General features: G+C 57.4%; 1 protein-coding gene. It reads left to right on the top strand.

The genetic code is table 11. The annotated features are described in order from the left end of the window. Window positions 1-535 (top strand): AMP-binding protein (locus tag HBO11_RS28465; RefSeq protein WP_170059074.1); only part of this gene is annotated, 535 nt, incomplete at both ends.

Below are 535 nucleotides of genomic sequence, written 5' to 3'. Positions count from 1 at the left end.
TCGTGGCGTTGTGCAATAACGAAGCGTTCCGCAAACTGGACTTTTCGGCCCTCAAGGTGACGTTGTCGGGCGGCATGGCCTTGCAGCTGTCGGTGGCTGAACGCTGGAAAACCGTGACCGGTTGCCCGATCTGCGAAGGTTACGGCATGACCGAAACCAGCCCGGTGGCCACGGTCAACCCGGCCCAGAGCATCCAGGTTGGCACCATTGGCATTCCAGTGCCTTCGACCTTGTGCAAAGTGATCAACGATGCCGGTGAAGAGCTGCCGCTGGGTGAAGTCGGCGAGCTGTGCATCAAGGGCCCGCAAGTCATGAAAGGCTACTGGGAGCGCCCTGACGCTACCGCCGAAATCATGGACAGTGAAGGCTGGTTGAAGTCCGGTGATATCGCCGTGATTCAGCCCGATGGTTATAGCCGTATTGTCGACCGCAAAATAGACATGATTCTGGTGTCGGGGTTCAATGTGTACCCCAATGAGCTGGAAGATGTCATGGCTTCCTTGCCTGGCGTGCTGCAATCTGCGGCAATCGGTAT

The organism is Pseudomonas sp. WS 5010 (assembly GCF_012985565.1).
Lineage (GTDB): Bacteria > Pseudomonadota > Gammaproteobacteria > Pseudomonadales > Pseudomonadaceae > Aquipseudomonas.
This window is presented reverse-complemented; position numbering and strand designations above follow the sequence as displayed.